Source organism: Collimonas sp., from assembly GCF_039923675.1.
In the GTDB taxonomy this organism is placed as follows: domain Bacteria; phylum Pseudomonadota; class Gammaproteobacteria; order Burkholderiales; family Burkholderiaceae_D; genus Collimonas.
In genome coordinates, this window is sequence record NZ_JBDTCG010000017.1 from 96,653 (window position 1) to 119,127 (window position 22,475).

General features: G+C 61.4%; 17 protein-coding genes and 1 riboswitch. Of the genes, 9 read left to right on the forward strand and 8 right to left on the reverse strand.

The genetic code is table 11. The annotated features are described in order from the left end of the window. Positions 1 to 102: 102 nt before the first annotated feature. The 4 genes from ABI171_RS04250 to ABI171_RS04265 are packed head-to-tail and all read right to left on the reverse strand — an operon-like array spanning position 103 to position 6,746. On the reverse strand, positions 103 to 942 hold the full coding sequence (locus ABI171_RS04250) for a PhzF family phenazine biosynthesis protein (protein WP_348091359.1): 840 nt from the start codon (positions 940 to 942) through the stop codon (positions 103 to 105). A gap of 56 nt (positions 943 to 998) precedes the next feature. Further along, the gene (locus ABI171_RS04255) at positions 999 to 4,625 is read right to left on the reverse strand and encodes an SbcC/MukB-like Walker B domain-containing protein (RefSeq protein ID WP_348091360.1); all 3,627 of its coding nucleotides are present in this window, start codon (positions 4,623 to 4,625) and stop codon (positions 999 to 1,001) included. Then, complete coding sequence (locus ABI171_RS04260; RefSeq protein WP_348091361.1) at positions 4,622 to 5,353, reverse strand: DUF4194 domain-containing protein; 732 nt, start codon at positions 5,351 to 5,353, stop codon at positions 4,622 to 4,624. Before ABI171_RS04260 ends, ABI171_RS04255 begins: the two co-directional genes overlap by 4 nt. Further along, the gene (locus tag ABI171_RS04265; RefSeq protein WP_348091362.1) at positions 5,340 to 6,746 is read right to left on the reverse strand and encodes a Wadjet anti-phage system protein JetA family protein; all 1,407 of its coding nucleotides are present in this window, start codon (positions 6,744 to 6,746) and stop codon (positions 5,340 to 5,342) included. Before ABI171_RS04265 ends, ABI171_RS04260 begins: the two co-directional genes overlap by 14 nt. Positions 6,747 to 7,046: 300 nt before the next feature. Between ABI171_RS04265 and ABI171_RS04270 the strand changes: the two genes are divergently transcribed. Together ABI171_RS04270 and ABI171_RS04275 are read left to right on the forward strand one after the other, a co-directional pair. Beyond that, positions 7,047 to 8,072: a DUF2804 domain-containing protein gene (locus ABI171_RS04270; protein ID WP_348091363.1), complete on the forward strand. Its 1,026-nt coding sequence runs from the start codon at positions 7,047 to 7,049 to the stop codon at positions 8,070 to 8,072. Positions 8,073 to 8,208: 136 nt separating this feature from the next. Then, positions 8,209 to 9,462, forward strand: a complete 1,254-nt coding sequence (locus tag ABI171_RS04275; RefSeq protein WP_348091364.1) for an Hsp70 family protein — start codon at positions 8,209 to 8,211, stop codon at positions 9,460 to 9,462. An 18-nt stretch (positions 9,463 to 9,480) separates the two neighbouring features. Here the strand turns inward: ABI171_RS04275 and ABI171_RS04280 are convergent, their stop codons facing one another. Continuing rightward, entirely contained in the window at positions 9,481 to 10,731 is a 1,251-nt protein-coding gene (locus tag ABI171_RS04280; RefSeq protein ID WP_348091489.1) for a voltage-gated chloride channel family protein, read from the reverse strand. Positions 10,732 to 10,817: 86 nt separating this feature from the next. Continuing rightward, positions 10,818 to 10,894: riboswitch (Fluoride riboswitch) on the reverse strand. 64 nt (positions 10,895 to 10,958) lie between these two features. Continuing rightward, entirely contained in the window at positions 10,959 to 11,870 is a 912-nt protein-coding gene (locus ABI171_RS04285) for a LysR family transcriptional regulator (protein ID WP_348091365.1), read from the reverse strand. 186 nt (positions 11,871 to 12,056) lie between these two features. On the opposite strand from ABI171_RS04285, the gene ABI171_RS04290 reads away from it, so the two are divergent. The 3 genes from ABI171_RS04290 to ABI171_RS04300 all read left to right on the forward strand — a co-directional run bounded on the left by ABI171_RS04290 (position 12,057) and on the right by ABI171_RS04300 (position 14,123). Continuing rightward, a complete protein-coding gene (locus ABI171_RS04290) occupies positions 12,057 to 12,452 on the forward strand; it encodes a DoxX family protein (RefSeq protein ID WP_348091366.1) in 396 nt (131 codons plus the stop codon). Between the two features lie 48 nt (positions 12,453 to 12,500). After that, positions 12,501 to 13,346 (forward strand): pirin family protein, encoded by an 846-nt coding sequence (locus ABI171_RS04295; protein WP_348091367.1) that lies wholly within the window; start codon positions 12,501 to 12,503, stop codon positions 13,344 to 13,346. Positions 13,347 to 13,481: 135 nt separating this feature from the next. Continuing rightward, positions 13,482 to 14,123, forward strand: a complete 642-nt coding sequence (locus ABI171_RS04300) for an alanyl-tRNA editing protein (RefSeq protein ID WP_348091368.1) — start codon at positions 13,482 to 13,484, stop codon at positions 14,121 to 14,123. A gap of 6 nt (positions 14,124 to 14,129) precedes the next feature. Here the strand turns inward: ABI171_RS04300 and ABI171_RS04305 are convergent, their stop codons facing one another. Beyond that, a complete protein-coding gene (locus tag ABI171_RS04305) occupies positions 14,130 to 14,621 on the reverse strand; it encodes an Lrp/AsnC ligand binding domain-containing protein (protein ID WP_348091369.1) in 492 nt (163 codons plus the stop codon). Positions 14,622 to 14,830: 209 nt separating this feature from the next. Between ABI171_RS04305 and ABI171_RS04310 the strand changes: the two genes are divergently transcribed. The 4 genes from ABI171_RS04310 to ABI171_RS04325 all read left to right on the forward strand — a co-directional run bounded on the left by ABI171_RS04310 (position 14,831) and on the right by ABI171_RS04325 (position 20,245). Next, positions 14,831 to 16,117, forward strand: a complete 1,287-nt coding sequence (locus ABI171_RS04310) for a D-amino acid dehydrogenase (protein ID WP_348091370.1) — start codon at positions 14,831 to 14,833, stop codon at positions 16,115 to 16,117. Positions 16,118 to 16,361: 244 nt separating this feature from the next. Then, positions 16,362 to 17,465 (forward strand): alanine racemase, encoded by a 1,104-nt coding sequence (gene alr / locus ABI171_RS04315; RefSeq protein WP_348091371.1) that lies wholly within the window; start codon positions 16,362 to 16,364, stop codon positions 17,463 to 17,465. A 92-nt stretch (positions 17,466 to 17,557) separates the two neighbouring features. Then, positions 17,558 to 18,796: an ArgE/DapE family deacylase gene (locus tag ABI171_RS04320; protein ID WP_348091372.1), complete on the forward strand. Its 1,239-nt coding sequence runs from the start codon at positions 17,558 to 17,560 to the stop codon at positions 18,794 to 18,796. A gap of 210 nt (positions 18,797 to 19,006) precedes the next feature. Then, positions 19,007 to 20,245, forward strand: coding sequence for a Bcr/CflA family multidrug efflux MFS transporter (locus tag ABI171_RS04325; protein ID WP_348091373.1), 1,239 nt, complete (start codon positions 19,007 to 19,009; stop codon positions 20,243 to 20,245). Between the two features lie 68 nt (positions 20,246 to 20,313). Here the strand turns inward: ABI171_RS04325 and ABI171_RS04330 are convergent, their stop codons facing one another. Beyond that, complete coding sequence (locus ABI171_RS04330) at positions 20,314 to 22,464, reverse strand: alpha-galactosidase (protein ID WP_348091374.1); 2,151 nt, start codon at positions 22,462 to 22,464, stop codon at positions 20,314 to 20,316. Positions 22,465 to 22,475: the final 11 nt, after the last annotated feature.

Genomic DNA, 22,475 nt, shown 5'->3' on the forward strand with positions numbered 1-22,475 from the left:
TACGCTAATAATGCCTGCACTACCTAAGCCAAGGCTCCGGCCAGATCTCCGGAAAACTCCTTTCCTGGCTAGCTGACACAGGACGTCCTTCCATATACGCGATTAAACCGCCATGAATCTGGCCGTACCTGAAACGCGAATCGAACTGCCGATAACCGGCGATATTTCCGCACGCAGGCGCGAACGGCAGCCCATGTCTTCTCCCTGGATCAACTCAATCGCACCGCCATGCGGCCACGCGATATCGCGCAAATAACCCGCCAGCGCCGCTGTCGCCGCACCGGTGGCCGGGTCTTCGTACACGCCGCCGGATGCAAACGGATTACGGGTATGAAATAACCGGGGAGTCTCTGCGAACGCCAAGACAATGGTCACCAGGCCGGCAGCATTCATCAAGCGCTTGCCCTGCCCAAGCTGATAGCGCATTGCACGCAGCTTGTCTCTGTGATTCAACGCCAGCACCAGGTGCCTGGCGCCGCCATTGGCGATGGCGGGGGAAATTTCCTGGTTCAAGTCGTCCTGGGTATAGCCGAACAGGGCCAACGCATCTTGCAACAATGACGGGTCCACGGGTTCGCTACAGGTCGGCGGTGATTGCAATGCCGCAGCGATCAATTCGCCTCGGCGCTGGCCCTCAACGGTAATCCGTGCTTGGTTCAAGGCAAGATGAAACAAGCCATCGCCATGCGCCGCCGCCAACGCAGCGCCCAAGGCAATGGTCGCATGGCCGCAAAACGGCACTTCGGTTTCAGGCGAAAAATAACGCGCACGCCAGCCGTCGCCGGTTGGCATGGCAAACACGGTTTCCGAGAACCCGACTTCTGCAGCAATGGCTTGCATCGCCGCATCGTCCGGCAAAGCATCGCCGATCCAGACGCCGGCTGGATTGCCTCCCTGGTCGCCGTCTGAGAATGCTGCAAGTTTCAGGATTTCCGTCGCCATGTTCGCCCGATCTCAGAAAAAACTCATCGTACATCAAGCCGCAAAACACTACTTGCTCAGGCCGCGGCCTGCTCCGCGGCCTCAAAATTCATCTGCGCCTGCTCGCGCACCTGGGCGCGCCGCAATTCCCATAACTCGCGCAATTTGTCCGAGCGCAGTTCGCGTTCGTCGGATTCAGAAACAAAGCCGACTTCGCCATTGCCGTCGGCGACGGTACGGCTGAAACTCCATTCACGTGAGAATTCCGGCTTGATCGCACCGGCGTGCTTGGTCGGCATCGCGCAAATCAGTTGCATGCCGAGATTGTCGCGCAAGAATTTCAAGACATCGCGGGCGCGCCCTTCGTCCATCTTGGCGAACGATTCGTCGTTGACCAGCAGATGCAGGCTGTTGCCCTTCTCAAAGCGCTTGAGGCGGTTGGTCACCACGGCGGCGTGGATGATGTAGGCCGGCGTTTCCAGCTGGCCGCCGGAACCGGTGCCCCACTCGGACAGGCGCACGTGCGAGCCGGTGTCGGATTCCTTGTAGATTTCGTAGCGGCGGTAATTACGGTAGTCGGCGACGCGCTGTAATTCCTTGACAGCTTTGTCTTCATCGTCCGACAACAGTAGTTGCACCAGGCGGTCGCGCACCACGCAGTTGTCGGCGCTGAGGACCGGGTCGGCAAACAGGCTGCTGCTGGTTTCCTGCGCGTCCGCCATTTCCGAGGTGGCGCAGAAGAAGTCGTAATAGGCTTTGAATTCCGGGACCCATTCCGACCAGTCGATGCGGAATTTATCGGTACCGAATTTGAGCTTGTCGAGTTCGGTATTCAGCGTCTTCAAGGTGCGCACACCGGTATCGACGGCATTGCGGATTTCGTAGCAGAACTGTTTGGTGAAGACGTCATTGAAGGACGACTCGGCGGTGCGCAACTGCTCCAGGTTCTTGATCAGACCGATGTCCTTCTGCCGCGTCAGTTGTGCGCGGGTGCGTTCTTGCAGCATCACCATCATGGCATACAGCGGCGCGAAATCGCCGTCGCGCAAATCTTCGCCTTGCGCCGTTTCGAAACGCTCGTCGATGCGAGCGTGGGCATGATATTCGCCCAGCGCGTTGCGCGCGTCGCCATATAGCTGCCAGCTGAGCGCGGTCTGCTTGCCGACATTGTTCGATGCTTGGGATTGCGAATAACTGCCATCGTTGACCCAGTTCGCCACTTCGTCGGTGACGGCAGTAAAAGACAGGCTGCCATTGACGACGCACAGGTCGCGCAGACGCTCGGTATCGGCGTCGACGCGGCTTTGCTTGCCGCCCATGCCGAAATGCAGACGGGTGATCGCCGCCTGATGGCTCTGGATGGATTTCTCATGGCCGCCGACATTTTTGCTGCAAGCGGTCTTGCGCGTTTCCAGCGCGGCGATTTCAACGCCTAGCGCCTGCGCTTCGTCTTCCAGCTTGCTGACCTGAGTCAGGTCGAGCCGGTCCAGATCCTGGCGCGCCGCATCGAGCTGACGCGCCAGGCTTTCCAGATCGGCAATGGCGGCAAACGACGGACATTGCAACTGCCCCATCAAAGCCAGCGCTCCCTGCAACTCGCGCAACTGCGCACGTATCTGCGTCAACTCTTGCTCGGCTTGCGCATGTTCCTGTTCGGCGCGCTGCTTGGCCAGGCGCTTGGCTTCCTGGCCGAATACCAGCATGTCGGTATCGGCGGTAAACATGGTGCGTGAACCGCTGCCCTTGCCATCCTTGGTCAGGCCGCGCGACGTGTGGCGCAGCGCTTCGGTATCGGCAACCTTGACCACCTGGCCGAACTGGTCGTGCAGGTAGGCGTGGGCGATCGGGTGTTCAGTGCTGAGTTCGTGAATGATCGAATCGTCGGCGGTTCGTTCGACTTTCAGGTTTTTCAGGCAGAAGCTGCCCTGGATCACATTGGCGCGCAATTTTTTCTGGCGCACGAAGTCGATCGCCTTGCCTTCCCAAGCCTGGTCCACCACCAGGTTGAAACGCGCGCCGCCCAGATAACCCTCAATCGCGGCTTGCCATTCGGCCGACACCGGTTCCACCAGATCGCACAATACTTGTGCCCGCGCCGCGCCCAGTTCGGAACGGAATTCCTTCAGGGCGTGACGGATATGCGGTGGATAATCGGCGCCGCCTTCGGCCAGGTTGGCTTTGCGTGAAGCGGCGTCTTTCTCGCGCCGCAAGGCTTCATGTTCGCTGGCGCGCAGCTGCGCGATCTGGGTGTGCAGAGCCGATACGAAGCTTTTTTCAGTGCCGGCCAGCGCGCCATGCAATTTCACCAGGGCCGCATCGACGCCTTCAAAGTCGTTGACCAGCATCAGCGATTTCAGGATGTCGACCTGTTCGGCCTTGGCCAGTTGATTGACGCTGCGCAGGTGCGTGGCGATATCCAGCGTACCGACGGCAGCCAGCGCCAGCACCACCTGGCGCGCAGCGTCGGCGATTTCCTTTTGCTCCGGCGGAATCTGCATGCCGGCCACGCTGCGCGCCGCCGTATCCAGTTGCTGGGCAGTCTGCGCGTTGTGTTGCAGGGAATTGAAGACCGCCTTGATCTTGCCGTCGCATTGTTCGATCTGGTTTTGAATCCGGGTTTTTTGCTCGGCGGCGGGAATCCCCATCATCTGCGCGTGGATCTGCGTCAGGCTGCGATTCTTGGCGTTGCGATCCTGCTCCAGCTTGTCGGCGCTGTCGCTTTCCTCCTCGATCAACGCTTGCAAACCCTCGATCGCCGCAGTCGCGGCTTCCAATTGGCGCTGGTCCTCGCGCAAGGCCAGCGACGATGCCAACAGCTGCGACTGGCTGGCCGACTGATGCGCGCGGGCGGTCTCGCCAACCGCATTGCCAAGCTTTTCCAGACGTTTGACGTTATCGCTGAGGCGCTCGCCTTCCTTGCGCAATTCGTTCACTTGGCGCATCAGCTTGCTGATCTGGCCGATGCGTTGCGATAGCTGCGTGGTGTCGAGTTCCAGAATCTGATGCTTGACCAGATCGTCGACGCTGCCGATCGGCTTGTGCGCGATCGACTGGCTCCAGGCGCGGGCGGCGCTTTCTGCTTCGGCGAAGGACACGGTTTTCTGGCCGCGGAAACGACCATAAAGCTGACAAAGATATTCTCGCTTGCTGTCGCGGAAGTTGGTGACGCCGCGGTATTTTCCAGCCAAGTGATGTTCGATCTTTTCCACCGCCACCACCGCCATGCCGCCGTCGATTTCCGTCGAAGTCAGATCGCCCAGCTGCAGCGCGACGCCGTCGATAATCAGCAGCGCCAGCTTTTCCGATACCGCCTGGCGTCGTTCTCCGGCGCCGTCGACCCGCGCCGAAGCGGCGACCAGCGCAGTGAACTCGCGCCCTTCCTCGCCCTCGCTCGGTTTGAATACAGCGGCGATATAGCCATGCGCGCCGTTAGGGCGAGCGAACAGGTTGTCTTCGGCGCCAACTACGTAGGACCACAAGGTGCGCTTGGTCTTGCCGTTGCGCGCGCCTTGGGTTGTTTCATCCTGCCCCGGGTTGTAGCTGAAAATATTCTGGTAGACCGCGGTCATCACGGTTTGCAAGGCATCCAGCATAGTCGATTTGCCGGAGCCGGTGGGGCCGGTCAACAAGGTCATATTGCCCATCGGGTATTCCTGCGAGCGCAGCGCGCCCCAGTTCACCAGGATCAGTTTGTCCAGCTTCATTCGAGGTTTCCTTCAATGCTTTCTTCTTCCGCGACCGCGGCCGAGATCTCCAGACTGGCTTGCTCGTCATTGGCTGACTCGGTGGCCGCCAACGGTTCGGATTCCAGCGCGGCTTCCAGCATGTCGTCGCTGATGATGCCGAGAATGGTCGGCCGGATCGCCAGCAAGGCGTCTTCGTCGTCCATCGAGAAATTGGCCGCCAGCCGGATCAGGCGGTGCCGCTTGAGATCGTTCAGTAAACGCTGGCGCTCGACGCTGGTCGGCGGCAGCGCCCGTTTCAATTGCGTCTGCAAGGTGGCCGACAACTCTTCAAAACGAGTCAGCACTTCGCCTGAATCGGTGAGCCGGTTGCCGCCCTCCGATAAACCCTGCTGATACTGGAAACGCAGCGCCAGCGCGGCAGCGACAAAATCCGGCGACAGCCGGGCGCGCAAACCCGGCACCGGTTCCAGGCCGTCTTCCGGCATGCCCGGCACTTCGGCCCCCGGCGCATACAGGCGGAAAAACTCGCCCTTCAGATTATGTTCAAGACGAAAACCTGCGAGCTGGAAATAATCCTGCAAGGTGGCTTCGATACGCCGTGCATCATCATACAAGCGCTGCTCGACGCCATCCTCTTCGCGGATCACGATGCCGGCGGCGAACAGGCGGCCGGCAATCTCGCGGAAGCGCTCCAGCGACAAGGCGTGCTGCGCCAATTGCTCATTCAGGGTTTCATTCAGAGTCATTTTTCATCTCGATCTGGTAGTCGTCGCCGGCATAGAACTCGTTCCAGAGCTTGCTCGGCAATTTCTGTACGGTCAGCCGCTCGTCGCGGGCACCGCGCACGGCTTCTACTATCTGCATATTGTTGAGGACGTCGGTGGTGGTGGCCACCGGCAGGGTCGACAGGCGGATCGGCCGATCGCGCAAGTGCAGCTCGGCGCGGATACGATGCACGATATCGTCATTGGACAGCGCGAAGGCATCGGCCTCGGCGCGACACATGGCGGCCGCCAGCCGCGAGTCGCGCGTCACCTTGGGTTGCGCGGTGACGGTCAGCGCCTTGCGCCGCTGTGAAGCGCTGCGCAATTTGAAGCTGGCCGGATCCAGCAAACGGATTTCGGCCGGTGCAATCGCTGCGCCGATCCGTTCCAGCAAAGCGTCTTGCGCCGCGCCGCTCAGCTTGGCAGTCTTGCTGATGGCCACACTATAGGCCTGGCGGGTCTGGCCGCCACGCAGCATCAGCGCCTGCTGCACGATGCTGGCGGCGCGCTGCATGTAGACGCTCATGGCCTTGATCAGCTCCGGGTGCTTGGTGGTGCAAGCGGCCTCGACCATTTCCTCGATGCGATCCAGCATCCAGTCCAAAGTCGAAGGACCTTGCCGCTCCTGACTGGCCCAGCGCGCGATATCGTTGAGCTGGTCTTCCAGCGCCCGCGCCTTGTCTTCCTCCAGGCTGTGCAAACGGGCGATGACATCGCGGATCGCCTGGCGATGACGCTCGATGCTGTCGGCGGTGAGCTGCTTCTTGAATTCTTTTTCAAACCGGTCGAGGAATTCCATGAAACCGTCCCATGGCGTTTGCGAAGCTTCCAGCATCAGACGGCGCACCAGTTCCTGGAAGTAGTCAACGCCTTCCGACAAGTCGCTGATCACCTTTTCGGCGTAATCGTAGGCATCGATCAGGTCGTAGGCATCGACATTGCGTAGCGCGGCGTTGAGCGCGTTGCGGCAGCTGCGCACATTGCGCTGGCGGGTGCGGGCGCTGCGGCGGTCGATGGCCCAGAACGCCTCGGCGAATAATTTGCCGGCGCGGGAGAAACGATAGGCGGTCACCAGGCCGGCACGGTCGCCAAAGGTTTCCAGCCAGCCATCGCGCAGCAAAGTGCGCAGCAACGCGCCGCTGCTTTGCTGGTCGTCGGCGCCGGGCGGGATGAAATCGTCGTCGGCGAGGGCCAGCTCGGCTGCGGCCTCTTCTTGCTGCAGCATGATCTGGCGCGACTCCTGCACCACCGGTAGCAGCAGGTCGCGCAAGCCGTCGCGCGTCAGGTTCTGGCCGTAATCGGCGCTGGGCCCGTGCAAGCGCTCATACAGCGCACGTACGCATGCCACCACCACGCCGCGGTGTTTGCCGGCCAAGGGCCTGAAGAAATTTAATCGGTCTGGTTCAAAAAACAATCGGCATGCCTGCAAAAGTTGCAAAAAAGAGAATATATCGCGCTTGACCGCGAACAGCGTTCCCGCCGGTTTGGCCTAACTCGCCATTGTAAAGGCTCAGGCTCTCGGCAGGTAGCTTAGACAGTAGACAGGAGACGAGGCTATCCGTAACATCCATTTCCATAATGCAATCAAAGATTGCCAAAAATAACTATCTGGAGACGTCATGCCATTGCTTTGCCCTACTCATCAGCCCAGCATTGCCATGCGGCGTCAACTGCCATGACATCTTCCCGGACAATCCTGCAAAACCTGCCTGCCGCCCCCGTCAATGTGATCGACGAAGCCGGCCAGCCGCGCATGGGCCGCTACGCCGGCCAGACCGGCGCCATCGACTGGGCTACCCTGGTCGCGCCCTTTGCGCGCGGCAGCCTGTGGCGGCGTTTCCATCACAAGCGCTGGCAATATGTCGCGCTGTCGACGCCACAACTGTTTTGCGGGATTGCAATTGTCGACGTCGGCTGGACCAATACCGCCTTCGCTTATGTGTTCGACCGTTTACAAGGCAAGCAGATCGCCGGTTTTTCGCAAGACGGCATCCCGGGCCTAAGCGCGCAGGTCAGCGATCAGCCCGGCGGCGCCAGCCGTTTCAGCTGTGGCGGCAACCGTATCGTCTATCAGCCACCGGGCAACACGCAAGGCGGCAGGTATCTGCTCAGCCTGCAAAGCCGGCAGTTCAGCATCGAAGCCGAATTCGATGACAGCGACGCCGCGCCGCCGCTGCTGGCGGTTGGCCCGATTGTCAACGGTTCGGTGCATGCGACCCAGAAGTCGCCCGGCATGCCGCTCAGCGGTGAGGTACGGGTCGGTGCACAGCGTTTCGATTTGCAAGATGGCGTCGCCAGTGTCGACTATTCGAACGGCTTGCTGGCACGCAATACCGAATGGCGCTGGGCTTCGGCCCACGGCCTTGAGATCGGTTTCAACCTGCAGGCCGGTTATTTCGGCCAGCAGGAAAACGTGCTGTGGCTGGACGGTCGGCTGCATGCACTTGGCAATGTGCTCTTCGAATACGACCCGGCGGCGCCGCTGGCGCCCTGGCATATCCATACCGACGACGGCTTGCTCGACCTGCAATTCATGCCGGAGGGCGCGCGCCGCGAGAACAAGAATCTGCTGATCGCCGCCACCCGCTATATCCAGCCGATCGGCAGCTTCAGCGGCTGGGTCAAGCCGGAGCGCAATGCCGCGCCGCGGCCGGTGGAGCATCTGGTGGGCGTGACTGAGGAACACTTCTCACGCTGGTAATGTTATTAGCAACGTTGCCATCAGCCAACTTACCCGTTCGCCGATTTGCAAATTTCCAACACCTGCTGCATTTCCACTGCGCAGCCAAACCGTTTGGTATACCATTGCCGACCAATTTTGTATGCGAGGTATGGCGATGTCAAATGCTTGTGGCGTGGATTTCGGCACGTCTAATTCCACGGTTGGCTGGAGCAGGCCCGGACAAGATAACGCTTTGCTGCCGCTGGAAGACGGCAAGGTCACGTTGCCGTCGGTAGTGTTCTTCAATGCGGAAGACGACGCCTTCAGTTTCGGCCGCGCCGCATTGAGCGCCTACCTGGCCGGCTACGAAGGACGCTTGATGCGTTCGCTCAAGAGCCTGCTCGGCTCCAGCCTGATCGACGCCCAGACCGAAGTCGGCGGCCGGGCGTTGCCGTTCCGCGCCTTGCTGACCCATTTCATCGCTGAACTCAAGCAGCGTGCCGAAAGCGCGGCCGGCAGGGAATTCAAGAGCGTGGTGCTGGGCCGGCCGGTGTTTTTCGTCGACGACAATCCGGCGGCGGACCAGCGGGCGGAAGATACCTTGGAAGAAATCGCCCGTTCGGTCGGCTTCGAGCATATCGATTTCCAGTATGAGCCGATCGCCGCCGCCTTCGATTACGAATCCACCATAGACCGCGAAGAACTGGTGCTGATCGCCGATATCGGCGGCGGCACCTCGGACTTTTCGCTGGTGCGTCTGTCACCGCAACGGGCCGCCAACAGCGAGCGCCGCGACGATATCCTGGCCACCGGCGGCGTGCATATCGGCGGCACCGATTTCGATAAGTACCTGAGTTTGTCGAGCGTGATGCCGATGCTAGGGTTGGGCACGCGACTGCACAACAATAGCGAAGTGCCGTCCAGCTATTACTTCAACCTGGCGACGTGGCACACCATCAACCAGATTTATACGCGCAAGGCCTGGCTACAGTTGAAGGATGTGCAGCGTGAAACCGTCGAACGCGAGAAATTCGGCCGCTTGCTGGACCTGGTCGAGCAACGCGCCGGCCATTGGCTGGCCTTGCAGGTGGAACAGGGCAAGATCGGCCTGTCCGACGCCGAGACGGTACAGCTCAGCCTGGACCGCATCGCGCCTGGCGAGACCTTGCACCTCACCCGTGAACAATTCAACGCCAGCATCACCCATCTGGTGACCAGCGTCGAAGATACCGTCACCAACCTGTTGCGCGATGCCGGCGTGACGCCGGCCCAGGTCGATACGGTGTTCTTTACCGGTGGCTCCAGCGGCGTGCAGTTGTTGCGTCACAAGATCGCTGCCTTGGTGCCGTCGGCCAAAGCGGTGGAAGGCGATCTGTTCGGCAGCATCGGCGCCGGCCTGGCGCTGGATGCGGTGCGCAAGTTCGGCTGATTTTCAGCCGGATGGCCGCTATTTGATCTCTTCCTCGGGAATCTTCAAGCGCTTGGCTTGGCCGATGCGTTGTGCGTGATAAATCCCGGTGTGGCCGGAAAACAGGTAGCTGACCACGCAGGCAATCCCGGCCAGCACGCCGATTTCCGGCCCGAACAATTCTATCGCCATGATGGTCGAAGCAATCGGCGTATTGGCGGCTCCCGCAAATACCGCAACAAAACCCAAGCCGGCGAGCACCGGAATCGGCATGGACAAAACCTGCGCCAGCGCATTGCCCAGGGTCGCGCCGATATAGAACAGCGGCGTCACCTCGCCGCCCTTGAAACCGGACGCCAGCGTCACCACCGTGAAGACGATCTTGCCGGCGAAGTCATACACCGGCAGCGGCTTCTCGAATGCTTCGACGATGGTCGGAATCCCCAAACCCAGATATTTATCGGTCGCCGGCAGCATCGCCAGCAACAGCACGGCGACACCACCGGTGAACGGCCGCAACGGCGGAAATTTGATCAGGCGCTTGATCAGGCGCGACAAGCCGTGCGTCGCCTGCGCGAACAGCAGGCCGACCAGGCCGAAGACGATACCGGCCAACAGCGTCGCGACAAAAATCCCGAGACCGAAATGCGGCACGAAGGGAATCGCGTAATGCGTATGGTGCACGCCCAGCAGGGCCGGGATCTGATCACTGATGATGGCGGCGATAAAGCAAGGCAAGATGGCGTCGTAGCGCAAACGCCCGATGGCCAGCACCTCCAGGCCGAACACTGCGCCCGCCAGCGGCGTCCCGAACACCGAAGCGAAACCGGCGCTGATCCCCGCCATCAGCAGGATGCGGCGCTCTTCCGGCCCCAGACGCGTGATGCGGGTGAGGACATCGGCCAGGGCGCCGCCCATTTGTACCGCAGTTCCCTCGCGGCCGGCCGAGCCGCCGAACAGATGGGTAATCACGGTGCCCAGGAAAATCAGCGGCGCCATGCGTTTCGGCACGATGCGCTGGGGGTCGTGGATTTCATCAATCAAGAGGTTGTTGCCGCCCTCAACCGATTTGCCGAGGAAATGATAGATCAGGCCTACCGCCAAGCCGGCCAGCGGCAACAGCCACAGCAACCAGCGGTGGGCATTGCGGGTATCGGTGGCCCACTCCAGCGACAGCAGCAGCAACGCTGACGCCAGGCCGGCCAGGGCGCCAACCAGCGAGGCCAGGATCAGCCAGCGCACGAGATACACCAGCATCAACAGCTGTTCGGGATAGTTTGTTTTTTTCATCATCAGGGACAAAAGATTTGAAGGACTCAATCCCGGATGGCAAGGCATCGCAAATCGAAACGCGCGCACCTACAAATCCCATCCGGGAACTCGTAGGCATCATCGTCTGCTTATCGTCTGCTTATGCAGCGGTTCGGGGAGGCATGCCATCTCCCATTACTTGACCGCCATTGTGCCGGACGACGCATTTTGGCGCAACCGCATTCGCCGCCTGACAACAGCCGTGTTCAGGCCGGATCGAAAGTCGTCAGTTTTGCCAATGCATCCAGCCACCAGGTCAGCGCCGGGCCGACCTGGCGATCCGGCCGGTAGACGCATTGCATCGGCAGCGCGGCACCTTCCGGTGGATGAGCCGCGGTGGCGATGGTGACCAGCTTGCCGTTCGACAGGTCGTCTGCCACCACGTGCTGCGGCATATAGCCCCAACCCATGGCGGCCCGCAGCAAAGCGTGCTTGGTGCCGAGATCGCTCATGCGCCAGGCCAGCGAGGAATGCACCGAGAAATCCTGGTTGGCGGTCAGCGCGCTGCGGTCGCTCAACACCAGCTGCACCTGCCGCTCCAGCACATGATTGGGAATGCGGCCCTTGATCTGCGCCAGCGCATGGGCCGGCGACACCACTCCCACCAACAGCACGCTCGGCAAACTGACGTGCAGCAGGTTGGGCGGGATGATCGGCAAGGTGCCGAGTACGCCCAGCATCGCCTCGCCGTCGATCACCCGCTCGGCGACAGCGCCCAGCGCTTCGATTTCCAGCCGCACAGTGACGCCTGGAAACTCCGCGCGAAAGTCGCGCAGCAGGGCCACCAGCGCCGTGGTCGGGAAGAAGACGTCGAACGCCAGCGTAATTTCCAGCTCCTGCCCAAGCGAATAGGCCGCCGCCCGTGCTTGCATGGCGTCGACCTGCCCCAGCACCTGGCGCGCATCGCGCAACAATTCGATGCCGGCGGCGGTCAGTTGCGGCCGGTAGCTGCTGCGGTCGAACAAGGGCACGCCCAACTGCCCTTCCAGGGTACTGATCGCATAGCTGACTGCCGACTGGGCCCGGCTCAGGGCGCGCGCCGCCGCAAGGAAACTGCCGCTAGTGGCGACCTGGGCGAATACCCGCAATTGATCCAAGGACAGTCGTTCGATATTCATGGCGGCTCAACACTATCTAATAATTAGATATTGATTATCGCAAGATAATCAATATCTTGCCGAACCCAAGAGGATTACTATGGCCTTGTTCGCTGCAATCAGTAGCCGATATCCGGTGGAACAGCAAACGTTGATTGACCTTACAAGCCTGTTTTTATCACTACTTATCTATAGATCGGACTCATCATGCAAACTTCGGCAACCCTCTTGGTTACTCCATACCGCATCGGCCGCGTCCTGCTGGCTTCGCTGTTCTTCATCTCCGGCATCCTGAAAATCACCGCTTTTTCCGGCGTCGTGGGCTACATGGCCAGTCTCGGCGTGCCGTTCGCAACGTTCGCAGTGGCCGCCACCATCGTGGTCGAAGTCGGCGGCGGCCTGGCCATCATGAGCGGCTGGAATGTGCGTCCGATCGCCATCATCGTGGCGTTGTTCACGGTTGGCGCGACGCTGACTGCGCATCGCTTCTGGGAAGCCGATCCAGCCAATTTCCAAAACCAGTTGAATAATTTCCTGAAAAACATCTCGATCATCGGCGCCCTGTTGATGCTGGCGGCAACCGACAACAGCGCAAAAAAGTAAACACCTGAAATAAACACCGGACAAACTCATCAAGGAACGGAGCACAGTATGAACTTCAATCGCGAACTCGAACGCCTGGTAACCGGCGTCGCCACCCAGGATGGCGCCGGCGTCAGCCTGGTGCGGGTCTTGACCAATGATTTACAGCGCCGGCTTGATCCGTTCCTGATGCTGGACAACTTCCATTCGGACAAGCCGGAAGACTATATGGCCGGCTTTCCCGACCATCCGCACCGTGGTTTCGAAACCGTCACCTACATGCTGGCAGGCCGCATGCGCCATCGCGACAACGCCGGCAACGAAGGCTTGCTGCAAGCCGGCGGCGTGCAATGGATGACAGCGGGCAGCGGCCTGGTGCATTCCGAATTGCCGGAACAGGAAGACGGCCTGATGAGCGGCTTCCAGCTGTGGCTCAACCTGGCCTCGGGCGACAAGATGGTCGCGCCCAGCTATCGGGACCTGCAAACCGCCGAGATTCCGCAAATTTCTCCGCAGCCCGGAGTCAAGGTAAAGGTGATCGCCGGTTCAGCCTTCGGCACCGCCGGGGCGGTGCAAAGGCCGCAAACCGAGCCGCTCTATCTCGACGTCCAGCTGGAAGCCGGTCAGCAGCTGGACTTGCCGATCCCGGCGACGCATAACGCCTTCCTGTATGTCTTCGAGGGCGCGCTGGATATCGGTGCCGATCACCGCAACGCGCCGGCCGGCCGCATGGCGATCCTGAGCAATGACGGGCAAGCCGATGGCGTCAGCGTGCAGGCGCAGGGCAACAGCCGCTTCCTGCTGATCGCAGGCAAACCGCTGAATGAGCCCATTGCGCAGTGGGGACCGTTCGTGATGAACACCCGCGAGCAGGTGGAGCAGGCGATCCAGGATTTCCGGGATGGCCGGATCTAGACCGGAATAGCAACAAAGGGCGGGCGTTGAGCTCGCCCTTTGTTTATATCTCCAGGGCCGATTTGATAAAAATATCCATGCTTGATTTTGCGAACAGATTTATCCTGATCGTACTTCCCATCACTCCAACCGGCCATGGTAGACAAGATTTTTTGGCAAGATCCCTATCGCACCACGCTTAAGACCACGGTCGCGACGGTGGACAATGATCGCATCCGCCTTCAGGAAACCATTTTCTTCGCCTTCTCCGGCGGCCAGGAAAGCGACGCCGGCGCCATTGCGGGCCACAACGTCTTGTCTGCGGAAAAAGAAGGCCTGGATATCGTCTATACACTTCCCGCCGGACACGATTTGCAAGCCGGCAGCGAAGTGGAAATCGTCATCGACTGGGAACGCCGCTATCGCCTGATGCGGCTGCACTTCGCCGCCGAAATGGTCTTGCAACTGGTGTACCGGCTGCGGCCGGGCATCGAACGCATCGGCGCCCATATCTCCGTCGACAAGGCGCGCGTCGACTTTGCCCATGAAGGCAGTATTGCCGTGCTGTTTCCCGAGATCGAAAAGGAAGCGGCCGCTCTATCGAGCGCAGACCTGCCGATCGTCACCGCCTTCACCGATGAAGCTGCGCAACGGCGCTACTGGGAGGTGGCGGGATTCGCCAAAATGGCTTGCGGCGGCACGCATCCCCGCACCACTGCGGAAATCGGCGCACTCAAGCTGAAACGCAAGAACACCGGCAAGGGCAAGGAGCGCATCGAAATCTCCCTGGCCGAATAAAGCCGGCTATTTGCTTTCCATCGACAACGCCAGCGTCTCCTTGATTTCCTCCATCACCACGTAGCTCTTTGACTGCGCCGCACCGGGCAGTTGCAGCAGCATGTCGCCCAGCAGCTTGCGGTATTCGGCCATTTCGCGGATACGGGCCTTGATCAGATAGTCGAAATCGCCCGACACCAGATGGCATTCCAGCACTTCCGGAATCCGCAGCACTTCGCGGCGGAACTGTTCGAAGGCGTTCGCCGATTTCTGATTCAGCGTAATCTCCACGAATACCAGCAGTTTGGCGCCGACCGCCGCCGGATTGATGCGCGCGTAATAGCCGTCGATGACGCCGTCGCGCTCCATCCGCTTGACCCGTTCGATGCAGGGCGTGATCGACAACCCGACCTGCTCGCCGAGATCCTTCATCGACATGCGGCCATCCTGTTGCAACAGGCGCAAAATGTGACGGTCCAGCTTGTCCAGCGCGCGGTTGGATTCCTTGTAGATTCTCATGATGCGTTTTTTGGCAGATTTTTAGTGTTAATTACTAAATATATCGATTTATACAGTAACAAATGCTGGGATATTGCTAATAGCATAGCGCTTATTACTACAAATCAAAAACAATTCATTACTACGCATTCCGTATCGTCAACTCGCCGGATTTTCATGGCGCGGTAATATACAAACAGGCGTAGCAACAAACGTTACGGAGATTCAAGATGCGTGTACTTATCCTTGGCAGCGGCGTCGTCGGCGTCACCAGTGCTTACTACCTGGCGCGCGCCGGCCATGAAGTGACGGTAATCGACCGCCTGCCCGGCCCCGCGCAGGAAACCAGCTTCGCCAACGCCGGTCAGATTTCTCCCGGCTATGCCTCGCCATGGGCCGCACCCGGCATCCCGCTAAAGGCTTTGAAATGGATGCTGCAAGAACATGCGCCGCTCTCCATCACGCCTGACGGCACCCTGTTCCAGCTGCGCTGGATGTGGCAGATGCTGCGCAACTGCAGCTCGGCCCGTTACGCCGTCAACAAGGAACGCATGGTGCGCCTGGCGGAATACAGCCGCGACTGTTTCAAGGTGCTGCGCGCCGACACCGGCATCGCCTACGAAGGCCGCCAGCTCGGCACCATGCAAGTCTTCCGCAGCCAGCAGCAGCTGGACGATGCGGCCAAGGATATCCAGGTGCTGAAGGACAGCGGCGTGCCGTTCGAACTGCTGACGCCGGACCAGCTGGCGCAGGCGGAACCGGCGCTGGAAGCGGTCAAGCACAAGCTGAGCGGCGCCCTGCGCCTGCCTAACGATGAAACCGGCGATTGCCAGATGTTCACCACCAGGCTCGCCAAGATGGCGGAAGAGCTCGGCGTGCGTTTTCGCTACAACCTGCAGATCGATGCGCTGACCCTGGCCAACGGCGAGATCGCCGGCGTCCAGTGCGGCCCCGAGCATCTGCAAGCCGATAGCTATGTCGTAGCGCTGGGCACCTATTCGACCGGCTTCCTCGGTTCGCTGGTGGACATCCCGGTCTACCCGCTCAAGGGTTACTCGATCACGGTGCCGATCATTGATGCCGAAGCGGCGCCGGTCTCCACCATCCTCGACGAAACCTACAAGATCGCCATCACCCGCTTCGACGACCGTATCCGGGTCGGCGGCATGGCCGAGATTGTCGGCTTCAACAAGACACTCAAGCCGAAACGCCGCGCCACGCTGGAGATGGTGGTCAACGACCTGTTCCCGGGCGCCGGCCACACTGCCGACGCCAGCTTCTGGACCGGCCTGCGGCCGATGACGCCGGACGGCACGCCGATCGTCGGCGCCACCCATATCCGCAACCTGTTCCTCAACACCGGCCACGGCACGCTTGGCTGGACCATGTCTTGCGGCTCGGCGCAACTGTTGTCGGATCTGATTTCCGGCAAGCGGCCGGCGATTGCTTCGGACGATTTGTCGGTAGCGCGCTACAGCAAGAATTTCTCGCAAACCGAGGAGCCTGCATACGCCTGATCAGGACTTACGCAAAATTGTCCCAGCAAGGCACGACGACCAAGACAGTCCGGCGTACGGCTAGGAGGGTGCAGCAGGGGTTTCAGACGACATGTCGTCTGCCTGCGAAACGACCCAGGTTTGCAAGCCTGGGCGCGCCCTGCAAGGGTAACGCCGCTGGGGCAGTTTTGCGCAAGTCCCACTGATGTGATCCAGACCGGCGCGCATCACCTGTGAACCACACTGTTTTTTTGAGCCGCACACGATGAATCCACAAGCAGCACACGCCGGCGCCATTCTGAGCGTCGACCTCAACGCCGTCCGCAGCAACTATCGCTTGTTGCGGCAGCAGGCCGGTAGCGCCACTTGCGCCGCCGCCGTCAAGGCCAACGCCTACGGCCTCGGCGCCGACCAGATCGGACCGGCGCTGGCGGCGGAAGGCTGCCGCCATTTTTTTGTCGCCCACCTGGATGAAGGCATCGCGCTGCGGCCGCATCTGCCGGCCACCGCCGACATCTTTGTCTTGCACGGTCCGCCGCCGGGTACAGAGCGCGAGCTTATCGCACACGGCTTGACGCCGGTGCTCAACAGCCTGCAGCAGATCGCCGCCTGGCACGCGCTGGCGCAAACCCTGCAACGACCGCTGCCGGCCATCTTCCAGGTCGATACCGGTATGTCGCGCATGGGATTGCCGACGGCCGAAGCGGAAGCCTGGCTGGCCAATCCGGCGTTCATGGAAAGCATCCCGCCATTGTTCCTGATGAGCCACCTGGCCTGCGCCGAACACCATGGCCATCCGATGAACGCCAGCCAGCTGCAACGCTTCAAGACCTGGCGCCAGCGCCTGCCGCGTATCGCCGCCAGCCTGGCCAATTCTTCCGGCATCTTCCTTGGTTCCGATTACCAGTTCGACCTGGTGCGTCCCGGCGCTGCCCTGTACGGCATCGCGCCGGTGGCCGGCGCTGAAAATCCGCTGCAACCGGTGGTGGCGCTGCATGGCCGCATCATCCAGACCCGGACCATCAAGCGTGGCGACCATGTGGGCTACGGCATCAGCTACAGCGCTACCGAAGAACGACAAATCGCCACGGTCGGCGTCGGCTATGCCGATGGCTGGCTGCGCAGCATGAGCAACCGCGGCATCGCCTTCATCGACGGCCAGACGGCGCCGATGGTCGGCACGGTTTCGATGGATTCGATCACCATCGATGTCACCGGTATCGCTGCGGAACGTTTGCAGGCCGGCGCTTTGGTCGAACTGATCGGCCCGCATCGCCCGGTCGATGAAGTGGCTAAACTGGCCGGCAGCATCGGCTACGAAATCCTGACCGACCTGGGCCGCCGTTATCATCGGGAATATCTCGGCTGAGCCGCCGGGTTTTACGTGAACCGCCGGGGACTTGCCCCGGCATGGCGCCAAAGTCGTAGAATCAACTACTTCCTCTACTCTCCCCTGCCGCCATGACTACAACAGCGTTATCCGCACAGCTCGCCAGCTGGATCGACAGCCACTTTGACGAAGAGGTCGGGTTCCTGCAAAAGATCGTCCGCATTCCCACCGACACGCCACCTGGCAACAACGCGCCGCACGCCGATGCGGTGGCGGAGCTGGTGACGGCCTGGGGCTGGCAAGCCGAGAAACATCCGGTGCCGGCAGCCGCCGTCAAAGACTACGGCATGGAAAGCATCACTAATCTGATCATCCGCCGCAAATATGCCGGCGCCGGTCCGACTCTAGCGCTCAACGCCCATGGCGACGTGGTGCCGCCAGGCGAGGGCTGGAGCAAACAGCCGTATGGCGGTGAAATAGAAAACGGCCGCATCTACGGCCGCGCCACCACCGTTTCCAAAGGCGATTTCGCCACCTACATTTTCGCGGTGCGGGCGCTGGAAGCGCTGGGCGTGCCGCTCAAGGGCGCACTCGAATTGCACTTCACCTACGACGAGGAATTCGGCGGTTTGCTCGGCCCGGCGTGGCTGCTGGAAAACGGCCTGACCAAGCCGGACCTGGTGATCGGCCCCGGCTTCAGCTACAACGTCGTCACCGCCCATAACGCCTGCCTGCAATTCGAAGTCACGGTGCACGGCAAGGCGACCCATGGCTCGATGCCGGAAACCGGCCATGACGCCTTGCAAGCCGCAACCAAGGTGTTGCAGGCGATTTACGCCAAGCTGCCCGACCTGAAAAAAATCAGCTCGGCGATTCCCGGCATCACCCATCCGACCATGATCGTCGGCCGCATCGACGGCGGCACCAACACCAATGTAGTGCCGGGCAAAGTGGTTCTGAAGATGGACCGCCGCATGATTCCGGAAGAAGATCCGGTCGCGGTCGAGGCCGAAGTGCGCGCCATGATCGAAGCCGCGGTCGATGGCTTGCCCGGCATTCGCGTCGAAATCAAGCGCCTGCTGCTGGCGCGCGCATTGCGGCCCCTGCCCGGCCATGAAACGCTGCTGGCCAGCGTGCAGGCGAATGCACTGGCGGTTCTCGGTGAGGCGATTCCCGCCAACGGCTCGGCGCTCTACACCGATGCCCGGCTGTATGGCGAGCATGGCATTCCGGTGGTGCTGTACGGCGCCGGTCCGCGCACGCTGATGGAATCCAACGCCAAGCAAGCCGATGAAAACCTGGCGCTGGACGACTTGCGCAAGGCCACCAAGGTGATTGCCATGACCTTGCTGGATTTCCTGGCAGCATAAGCCACAATAAACCGCAATAAGCCGCAGCATGCGGCGGCTGCGCAAAACAGCCGCCGCCGACAGAAAACCCGATGTTCCTGTAACATAGACGTTCGCTTGAGCGCCCAAAGCATTTATTTTGTGCAGCCTCCCAGCAGTTCCTGCCAGCGCATTCCACCCGCTTCAAATATTTAACCCGGCGCCGGCAACTGGCGCCCTCCTAAGCGTTCCATGACAAATACACCTGCAACCTCAGCCCCGGAGAAACTGCTCCCCGGCTGGCTTCTTTTACTGGGCGCCCTGACTGCCATCGGCTCGCTGTCGATCGACATGTACTTGCCGAGCTTCCCCACCATCGCGCAACAGTTCGGCGTCGGCAGCAACCTGGTGCAGCTGACCCTGGCCGCCTTCCTGGTCGGACTGGCGATCGGCCAGCTGTTCTACGGGCCGCTGAGCGACCGCTTCGGCCGCAAGCCGCCGCTGTATGTCGGCATGACCCTGTACCTGCTGGGTTCGCTGGCTTGCATGGTGTCGCAAGATGTCACCGCGCTGATACTGTTCCGCTTCCTGCAAGGCCTGGGCGGCTGCGCCGGCATGGTGATCGGTCGCGCCGTGATCCGCGACCGCCTCGGCACCACCGGCGCCGCCAAGGCGTTCTCGCTGATGATGCTGGTGATGGGCCTGGCGCCTATCCTGGCGCCGCTGATCGGCGGCGCCGTGCTCAAGCTGTGGGGCTGGCGCGTGATCTTCGGCGGCCTGGCCGGCTTCGGCCTGTTCTGCCTGCTGGCGATCCACTACACCATGCAGGAAACCCTGGACCGCCACAAAGCTGAGCCACTGCATCTGGGACGCACCCTGAAACAATACGGCAGGCTCTTGCTGGATCGTCAGTTCGTCGCCTATAGCCTGGTCGGCGGCCTGATCCAGGGTGGCATGTTTGCCTACATCACAGGCTCTTCATTCGTGCTGATCGAACTGCACGGCATCAAGCCCGAGCATTTCGGCTTTGTCTTCGGCACCAACGCCTTCGGCCTGATCGCCGCTTCACAGATCAACGCCCGCCTGGTCGGCCGCTACTCGCTCGACACCATTCTCGGCCGCGCGCTGTGGATCCCGGCCATCCTGAGCCTGACGGTAGCGCTGCTGGTGGCTTGCGGCGTCAACAGCCTGCCAGTGCTGCTGATCGGCTTCTTCGGCTTCCTCGCCAGCTATGGCTTCATCAGCCCGAATGCATCAGCGATCGCCTTGTCGCAACAAGGCAAACAAGCCGGCGTGGCGTCGGCGCTGATGGGCACCTTGCAGTTCGCGCTCGGCATCACTTCCGGCATCAGCATGAGCTTGTGGCATGACGGCACGGCATTGCCCTTGATGGTAGTGATGGCGATCTGCGGCGGCGGCGGTTTGCTGCTGCATCGCTTCGTGGCCAGGCCGGAGCACCAGCGCCTGTTGCACGCAAAAAACCAGGCCTGAAAAAAAAAGAGGCAACAACCGCAATTGCGGATTGTTGCCTCAAGCCGTGAAGATGCGACTAGGCTGGCCTACACTGCGCGAATCCCGATGACAACCGCCGACTCCGGCGGCAACGGCGGCAGCGGCAATCCGAAGTCGCGCAATGTGGCGCCGGACAATATCAGCTGGCCATCCGCCAAGGCTTGCAGGAGCTCGGTCTGGCGCGTGTAGTGCGGCGCATGCGGCATCGACAACGCATGCAACCGATAATTGCGGGCAGGGTCAAGGCCGGCAAGGCATAGCGGCGCCATATAACGCGTCACGTCTTCGCGGCGCCGGTAAACAGCACACAGGGCGGCACTCTGGTCGACAGCGGTAACCTGCAGCCACGCCAGCGCACCATCTGCTCCACCCGCCTCACCCTGCCGCAAACTGCCGCCATGCGCCAGGTCGCGCCATTCCTTGTACAAGGAAATCCAATGGCGCAGCTCGGCTTTTTCAGCCGCATCCAGCACCCTGACATCCAGTTCCAGCCCGAGATGGCCAAACATCGCGACCGCGGCGCGAAAGGCCATGTCATGCCGTCGGCCGGTGGTGTGGGAGACCGCCGGCCCTATGTGGGCGCCCATTACCTCGGGCGGAAAGAAGCGCAGGAAGCCGCGCTGGATGTCGATGCGAGTCAGGGCGTCGTTGCAGTCGCTGGTCCAGACCCGGTGCGTGTGCGCCAGCATGCCGTAGTCGGCGCGGCCGCCGCCGGAGGCGCAGCTTTCTATCTCCACCGCCGGATGGGCGCGGCGCAAGTCGCCCAGCAAGCGGTAAAGCGCTTCCACCTGGCGGCGGTACGCAGCGCGGCCCAGATGTCCGACGCCGGCCAGATCACGATTCATGTCCCATTTCAGATAGGCGATCGGATAGGCGCGCAGCAAGCCGCTGAGCTTGCCGAAAATATACTCCGTCACTTGCGCATTCGCGAAATCCAGCACCAGCTGATTGCGGCCGGTCACCATCGCGCGCCCCTCCAGTTGCAGCACCCATTCCGGATGGGCGCGAAACAGGTCGCTGTCAGGGTTGATCATTTCCGGTTCGACCCACAAGCCGAACTGCATGCCGAGCTTGCGCACATGATCGATGAGCGGCTTTAATCCTTGTGGATATTTGCGCGCGTCGGGCCACCAGTCGCCCAGTCCGGCGCTATCGTTATTGCGATGCTGAAACCAGCCGTCGTCCAGCACGAAGCGCTCGACCCCGACCTCCGCGCCGGCGCTGGCCAGCGCCTTCAAGCCATGCAGATCGTGATCGCAATACACAGCTTCCCAGGTGTTCAGATGCACCGGCCTGGGCGTCATGCGCTGCCCCGGCCAGTTCAGCACGCGTTGCCGGACGAAGCGGTGGAAATTGGCGCTCAGGCCATTCAAGCCGAGCGCGCTGAATGAGAGATGCGCGGTCGGCGTGCGATAGCGTTCGCCCGGGCCCAGCAACAGTTCCCCCGGCGCCAGCCACTCTCCCATCTGCAGCTGGCGGCGGCCATCGTTAAGCGGTTCGATCAGCACCGTGTGGTTGCCGCTCCAGCCCAGATGCGCGCCGAGCGTCCAGCCGGCATCGTCGGCCAGGCCGCTGCCGACAATCACGCCGGGGAAGGCATCATGAGAAGTGCGTCCACGCCGGCTGTCGCGGCGCCAGGCGGCAATCCCGAGCGTCTCGCGCATTTCCTGAAACTCCAACGTCCAGCACCCGGCAAAGCCCAGCACCTGGTCGGCCTCGGGCGGCAGCGGCACACAGGCGGCGGCCAGCCAGTCAAGCCGGAACGGCGTGGCGCCGCGATTTTCCAGCTCGCTCCAGATGCTGACGACATCGCTGCCGGGATCCAGGGTATAACTGACGATCAGACCCAGCTCGGCGGTCTGGTCGCTCAGGCTGAGCTGCCAGGAATGCTGTCCTTGATCCGCCTTGTCGAGGACGAAGCTGTGCGCCCAGTCAAGATCGCCCGTACCGCCAGGCCGGCTGCCGGCCAATGCCGGCTGATTGAACCAGCCGAAGCCATGCGTCGGCAGCACGCTCAGCGTCGGATCGTTATCCAGCAATGTCGGCGGATGCGGCCGCGCGTCGGTGGCCACCCAGGTGTCCGAGCCGACATGGCTCTTCGCGCCGAAGTGACGCCAGGCAGGAGGCGCAGCGGCAACCCGTTCCAACACCATGCTCAGGTCGCGCCCGCTCAAGTGCATAAATCGTGATTCAGTCATTCTTGCTACCT

Excerpts from the sequence above, each read along its gene's own strand:
- ABI171_RS04250 (WP_348091359.1), bottom strand. The coding sequence starts at position 942 with ATGGCGACGGAAATCCTGAAACTTGCAGCATTCTCAGACGGCGACCAG.
- ABI171_RS04255 (WP_348091360.1), bottom strand. The coding sequence starts at position 4,625 with ATGAAGCTGGACAAACTGATCCTGGTGAACTGGGGCGCGCTGCGCTCG.
- ABI171_RS04260 (WP_348091361.1), bottom strand. The coding sequence starts at position 5,353 with ATGACTCTGAATGAAACCCTGAATGAGCAATTGGCGCAGCACGCCTTG.
- ABI171_RS04270 (WP_348091363.1), top strand. The coding sequence starts at position 7,047 with ATGACATCTTCCCGGACAATCCTGCAAAACCTGCCTGCCGCCCCCGTC.
- ABI171_RS04275 (WP_348091364.1), top strand. The coding sequence starts at position 8,209 with ATGTCAAATGCTTGTGGCGTGGATTTCGGCACGTCTAATTCCACGGTT.
- ABI171_RS04280 (WP_348091489.1), bottom strand. The coding sequence starts at position 10,731 with ATGAAAAAAACAAACTATCCCGAACAGCTGTTGATGCTGGTGTATCTC.
- ABI171_RS04285 (WP_348091365.1), bottom strand. The coding sequence starts at position 11,870 with ATGAATATCGAACGACTGTCCTTGGATCAATTGCGGGTATTCGCCCAG.
- ABI171_RS04290 (WP_348091366.1), top strand. The coding sequence starts at position 12,057 with ATGCAAACTTCGGCAACCCTCTTGGTTACTCCATACCGCATCGGCCGC.
- ABI171_RS04295 (WP_348091367.1), top strand. The coding sequence starts at position 12,501 with ATGAACTTCAATCGCGAACTCGAACGCCTGGTAACCGGCGTCGCCACC.
- ABI171_RS04300 (WP_348091368.1), top strand. The coding sequence starts at position 13,482 with ATGGTAGACAAGATTTTTTGGCAAGATCCCTATCGCACCACGCTTAAG.
- ABI171_RS04305 (WP_348091369.1), bottom strand. The coding sequence starts at position 14,621 with ATGAGAATCTACAAGGAATCCAACCGCGCGCTGGACAAGCTGGACCGT.
- ABI171_RS04310 (WP_348091370.1), top strand. The coding sequence starts at position 14,831 with ATGCGTGTACTTATCCTTGGCAGCGGCGTCGTCGGCGTCACCAGTGCT.
- alr (WP_348091371.1), top strand. The coding sequence starts at position 16,362 with ATGAATCCACAAGCAGCACACGCCGGCGCCATTCTGAGCGTCGACCTC.
- ABI171_RS04320 (WP_348091372.1), top strand. The coding sequence starts at position 17,558 with ATGACTACAACAGCGTTATCCGCACAGCTCGCCAGCTGGATCGACAGC.
- ABI171_RS04325 (WP_348091373.1), top strand. The coding sequence starts at position 19,007 with ATGACAAATACACCTGCAACCTCAGCCCCGGAGAAACTGCTCCCCGGC.
- ABI171_RS04330 (WP_348091374.1), bottom strand. The coding sequence starts at position 22,464 with ATGACTGAATCACGATTTATGCACTTGAGCGGGCGCGACCTGAGCATG.